Genomic DNA, 4,136 nt, shown 5'->3' with positions numbered 1-4,136 from the left:
TTTTTTGATTTAGATTCATCTCTAATCCTCCATTNNNTATTATCTTAATTTTACTAAATGTAAGATTAAATCTCAACTATTACATATAATACTTTCATTATTATTGACCCTAGAATTATAAAAATGTTCACAATCGTCGCTCCACGCTACATCATCAGAACGACTATAGGCCAGTAGTACTATATTACCTTCTATCCGCTTTATATGATTATGTATATCACTAGAGTGATAGGCAAGCACATGAATAATATTAACCTCTTCAGGTTCAGTATTATAAGCAATTCTTGCAATTATCTTGTTAGCTTTATTATCGTTACTACGCTCTGATGAATATAAATTTAATATATCTCCTGCTACTTCTGTTAATTCTGTATTGCCATGAGCATAAAGAAATATTTCAGCTCCTGCTCTTTTATCTTTTGTAGGATTAAGAAAATCATCAAAACTTTCTTCATTGTTTAGTATTTCAATATCTTCATTGTTTATGTCATAATCCATATCTGCGTTTGGCCCTTGCAACATAATTTTTTTCATAAAACACCCAGCTTTAAATTTTCAAGTTAATTTTTTAATATTTAGTTAATAATATATTTGGTGAAAATTGTATAAGATTTTAGTATTATCTAATATTAAAAACTCAAACTTATTCTATGCCTTATTTATTACCGATTACCGCAGCTACGCTACTTATTTTACTAGCTTTAATCATTTGGTTTTATGTAAAAACTACAACCTTAAAAACCCAGCTACAATTCTTATCAGAGCAGAATCTAGAAATTAGTAATAACAACCAATTATTGAACCAAGAAAAAATAGGGTTCTTACAGAAAATTGAGCAATTGAAGTGCAAAGTAGAATTTCAAGAGCAGACTATTAAGGATTCGGAAAAAATAAGAGAAGAATCATTTTCATCGGCTAAAGCTGCGTTATTTGATTTAGGTAAGGATTTATCCAAGCAATTAATCGAAATTCACAAAATGGAAAACAATGCGGCAAGAGAGCTAGCCGAGAAAAATATCGCTACTGCATCAGGGAAGTTTAATAGCGAGTTCGAGCGATTAATTACGATGGTGGGAGCTTTAAATAAAGATATAGAGCAATCAAAAGGTACGGTTGATTTGATTAAGCAGTCGTTGCTTTCTCCGATCGGTGCGGGGTTACTTGCTGAAATTACGCTTGAGAATATCCTAAAATCGTCAGGCTTACGTCCTAATTTAGACTTCATTATGCAATACGGTCTAACTACAACAGATAGCGGAAAGCGAAGACCTGATGCTCTTATTTTTCTTCCTTCTGGTAATTTAATGGTTATTGATTCTAAAGCTTCTAAATTTCTTGTGGACGAGCAGGATAATAACATGAGTCTTAGTAAAACCATGAATTATCATTTAAAATCTTTGGCTAATAAAGACTATGCCGAAAATATTTTAACTAATTTAAACAAAAAGGATCAGAGCTTTAACAATGTTATTACTTTAATGTTTTTACCCACTGAACAAGCGGTCGAGAAAGTCATTGTAGCCGACCCTGAATTTTTACAAAAAGCTTGGAGCTGTAATATCTTTCCCGTAGGACCTGCCGGGCTTATGAATATGCTATCATTTGCAAAATTTCAAATCACCGATCATCGTCGTTCGGAAAATTATAAGGTAATTATTGAAGAAGTAAGAAAATTACTAAGCTCTATCGGTACTATGGCTGATTATTCTCAGAAAATAGGTAATAACCTACATAATATGGTTACTAATTATGATAAATTCGCTGCCTCGTTTAATCGTAATTTTATGTCGAGAGTTAAGAACATTCACAAACTCGGCATTGATTCAGGAAATAAAGTCATGCCAGCTACCTTAGAGCGTTATCAAATCGTTTCTTCTAAATCTGAGATTATCGAAGTAGAAGTAGAAAATCCACCACAAATAGAAGAAAAATTATAGAGGTATACTATAACCTTACCTATAATGCTCATAACGGATAATTTGTGCTGGATTCATAAATATTCGTGCATTATGCTTAGAACGCATACACTCATGCAGGTATATGTGTTCGCAATCTTCTTTTATGGAATCGTAAAAGCAGTTTTCAAAAAATTTTCTTTTATATATAGCAAGACCATTAAAACACGAATTTACCGGTAGTAAATCTGAATCCGGAGGATATATTTTCTGCATTAAAGCAAGGTTTTCCGTATCAAAATAACTCTTGCCGGTTTTTAGGTTATACTCATACGGTGTATAGGAAAATTCTTCATTACGAAAGGCAAAAGCATCATACATTTGTCCTTTGGAGTTAAATATTCCATTTGAGCATACAACATCCCAACGATCAATTTTGCTAAAACTGTCTAATATTCCCCTAATATCAATACCGTAACCTATATCCATATCAAGAATGATTACTATATCAAACTCATCAAATTCACTTGTATTAAAAATTTCTAGATATTTATTTCTAATATCCGCTAGGAACTTTATAGAAGGTCTTTTTTGGTTAAAAAAGTCCTGTGATATAATTTTTACTTTATGATTTATTAACTGCCACAAGTTTAGCATTAATTTTGTAGAGTCGGTAGAATCATTTTCAAAAATTATTATCCTGTAATCTAAAAAAAACTGTCCTATATATTCTATATGACGCATTGCGTTTGGTAAATGAGGCGCATTACTCCTTGTAATGCCGGCAAAAACAACCTTATGTTTACTCATCTCCAACTTACCGGTCTGCAGGTTTTCACCACTAATAACATCCAGTTTAGTAATTTTTTCTACAGGTAAAAATCTATAATAAAAAAAACGGATAAATGAAGAGTCGTACACATTTATTGTTCCCCAAATAATTACAAAAATTATAAGTATAACTTTATACACTCTCTGCCCCCCTAATTTTCCCGGCTTACAATATTATTATGCATATTAGCTATGTTTGTAAGGATTTGTTCCATAGTAAATTTATCGAGATAAATCTGATGAGCTTTTTTTGCTTTTTCATAAGCTTCTTCAGGATGAGACTTAATCCATTCTAAATGTTGATTTATTTGAGAGTATATTTCCTCAGGAGATTTGTTTAAAGTTTCTATATATAGTATATTATCACCAAAAGTTTCTTTTGCCCACGGCATTTCATCAACAATTACCAATGCTGAAGAACTCACAAGTTCTAAAACTCGTCCGGAAGGAAAGTTTTCCATAATATGATCTTCCGAATGCAATGCTAAACCAATACCACTTTTTCTTATTGTATCAACAAATAACTGATCGTTACAAGGTATAAATCCTCTATAGGAATTAAGCAGTAACCATCCTGATCTAGGGCCATACATGTCTACATCCTTACGTTTATCAAGTAGTTTATATAACTTTTTATATTTGAGACCAGAGCGAGTATTATCCCAATTATAGCCACACATAAATAACCTCGAATAATTAATTTTAATAAACTCTGTTTTAGGTCGTGAAAACTTGAAATCAATTATAGGTATGGAAATATCTTCATAATATTGATTAATTTTTTTAAAATCCGTAACAGCAAGCAATCCATCAGATTTAATAGGTTTAGGACAATAATAGGGAACCAAAGCAATGTCTATCAAATATTTAGCATTATTTCTCAGACAAGGAAAATGTAAAATAAAATAGTGTTTAATATCCCCAACCTTACCAAAATCAGCTGCGGATATAGTAAAATCAGGATTAAATTGCCTAACTATACTATACATTCTAAAAATATCTATCGGATGCATATCAGTGCTTATTGAAATAAATAATGATTCCCACCCAAGATTATTCGCTGCTTGCTGCACTCTCATACAGGCCAAACGATCATGTCTGCATAGTATTGCAATTCTGTAAGGAACATTTGGATTTTTAGGAAGCTGTACGGTATAATTGTACTTTTCTAACTGTTTCTGTAATGAAAGGGACGAAAAATTATAATAAAGCCCCTGATATAGATCCTTGCGATATATACCATTTTTTCCTAGATCATAAATTTCTAATAACAAATATATTGGTAAAATTACTGCTAATAATATAAATGGAAAAATTAACACAAGTTTCGATTTATTTTTAATACGCATAAATACTCTAAAAAGAAGTTAGAGCCTGGCGGTAAATAAATATTAATTAGTAATTAAAGAG

At 31.3% G+C, this 4,136-nt stretch carries 4 protein-coding genes; 1 reads left to right on the top strand and 3 read right to left on the bottom strand.

Features of this window, described 5'->3' with window-relative positions; all coding sequences use genetic code 11:
- Positions 1-72 precede the first annotated feature (72 nt).
- Entirely contained in the window at positions 73-534 is a 462-nt protein-coding gene (locus tag KYQ89_RS01730) for a hypothetical protein (RefSeq protein WP_218460138.1), read from the bottom strand.
- Positions 535-650: 116 nt separating this feature from the next.
- Between KYQ89_RS01730 and KYQ89_RS01725 the strand changes: the two genes are divergently transcribed.
- The gene (locus tag KYQ89_RS01725; protein ID WP_218460137.1) at positions 651-1,937 is read left to right on the top strand and encodes a DNA recombination protein RmuC; all 1,287 of its coding nucleotides are present in this window, start codon (positions 651-653) and stop codon (positions 1,935-1,937) included.
- 15 nt (positions 1,938-1,952) lie between these two features.
- Here KYQ89_RS01725 and KYQ89_RS07620 read toward each other — a convergent pair whose 3' ends face one another.
- Positions 1,953-2,867: a hypothetical protein gene (locus KYQ89_RS07620; protein WP_256621188.1), complete on the bottom strand. Its 915-nt coding sequence runs from the start codon at positions 2,865-2,867 to the stop codon at positions 1,953-1,955.
- An 11-nt stretch (positions 2,868-2,878) separates the two neighbouring features.
- Positions 2,879-4,075: a glycosyltransferase gene (locus KYQ89_RS07615; protein ID WP_256621187.1), complete on the bottom strand. Its 1,197-nt coding sequence runs from the start codon at positions 4,073-4,075 to the stop codon at positions 2,879-2,881.
- Between the last annotated feature and the right edge of the window lie 61 nt (positions 4,076-4,136).

Source organism: Rickettsia sp. TH2014 (assembly GCF_019249195.1).
In the GTDB taxonomy this organism is placed as follows: domain Bacteria; phylum Pseudomonadota; class Alphaproteobacteria; order Rickettsiales; family Rickettsiaceae; genus Rickettsia; species Rickettsia felis.
This window is presented reverse-complemented; position numbering and strand designations above follow the sequence as displayed.

Coding starts and splice junctions, on each gene's coding strand:
- KYQ89_RS01725 (WP_218460137.1), top strand. CDS start 651: ATGCCTTATTTATTACCGATTACCGCAGCTACGCTACTTATTTTACTA.
- KYQ89_RS01730 (WP_218460138.1), bottom strand. CDS start 534: ATGAAAAAAATTATGTTGCAAGGGCCAAACGCAGATATGGATTATGAC.
- KYQ89_RS07615 (WP_256621187.1), bottom strand. CDS start 4,075: ATGCGTATTAAAAATAAATCGAAACTTGTGTTAATTTTTCCATTTATA.